The following is a 1,069-nucleotide window of genomic DNA, read 5'->3' as shown; positions in this document are numbered from 1 at the left end:
CCCAACAATAACCTAAAACGCTCAATTGGTTTTGGTTCAGCCATTTCCATCGTAATCGGTACCATCATTGGTTCAGGTCTATTTTTTAAGCAAGCTTCCGTATTAGATAGTGCAGGTTCAAGTACTATGGCAATTATCGCCTGGATTTTTGGTGGACTGATCACACTTACCGGTGGGCTAACGATTGTCGAAATCGGAGCCCAGATGCCATACACTGGTGGGCTATATGTATATATTGAAAATTTATATGGCCGAATCTGTGGCTTTATGGCAGGCTGGATGCAGATTATCGTCTATGGCCCTGCGATTATTGCTTCAGTAGCTGGCTTCATGAGCATTTTAATGAAAAACGCCCGAAAATCCCCGTATTTTAATGCGGGGATGGATAGGGCCAAGCTGACCTAGCAGTCAGCTTTTTTTATTCTAAAAATAGAGACATACGTTCGACTTCCCTGTAAAATATAAATATCTAATCTATGAGGAGGTGAAATCATGAAAAGAATGAGCAGCTTAGCCTATCATTTTGGCGTTAAGCTTCGCTTTTATCCTAGTTCTAAGCAAAAGAAAATCATTAAGTTGAACTATGATGCGCAACGCTTTGTCTACAACTCTTATGTAGGACGCAATCGAAGCAATTATCATGCTAAGCACTACTTAGCTGTTAGACAATATCAAGCAATGCCCTTTGCTTTTTCTGCTCTTAATAGCTATGAAGCTAGGTTGGCAGAAGAAGTAGTCGCTAATAGCGAACTATTGGCTAAGCCTAAGAATATCCGCGATACTTATAGCTTTTTACGCGTTAAAGAAATTGATAGCCTCGCTATTGCCAACGCTATTCAGAACTACCAGAAAGCTTGGAGCAACTATCGCAAGATTGGTCATGGAATCCCAACTTTCCATAAAAAACGCAGCGACTGGTCATATCAGACCAACTGTCAATATCCTAAGCAAAAAGAAGCTTTTCTTGATAACGGGACAGCTAGATTTATTGATGCTAAACATATTAAACTGCCTAAACTGGGTATCGTCCGCATTGCTGGTTTTAGAAGGCTAATCAAAGAGCGTCTGG

At 40.6% G+C, this 1,069-nt stretch carries 1 protein-coding gene and 1 pseudogene; both read left to right on the top strand.

The genetic code is table 11. The features are described from left to right. A pseudogene (locus FC37_RS08620) lies at window positions 1–351 on the top strand (amino acid permease); the annotation flags it as partial. A gap of 141 nt (window positions 352–492) precedes the next feature. Then, the coding region (locus tag FC37_RS08615) for a helix-turn-helix domain-containing protein (RefSeq protein WP_156400677.1) at window positions 493–1,069 on the top strand (577 nt) is incomplete at its 3' end.

This window comes from Lactobacillus gallinarum DSM 10532 = JCM 2011, assembly GCF_001434975.1.
In the GTDB taxonomy this organism is placed as follows: domain Bacteria; phylum Bacillota; class Bacilli; order Lactobacillales; family Lactobacillaceae; genus Lactobacillus; species Lactobacillus gallinarum.
The sequence above is the reverse complement of the archived record's forward strand: the minus strand, read 5'-3'. Positions and strand labels throughout refer to the sequence as shown.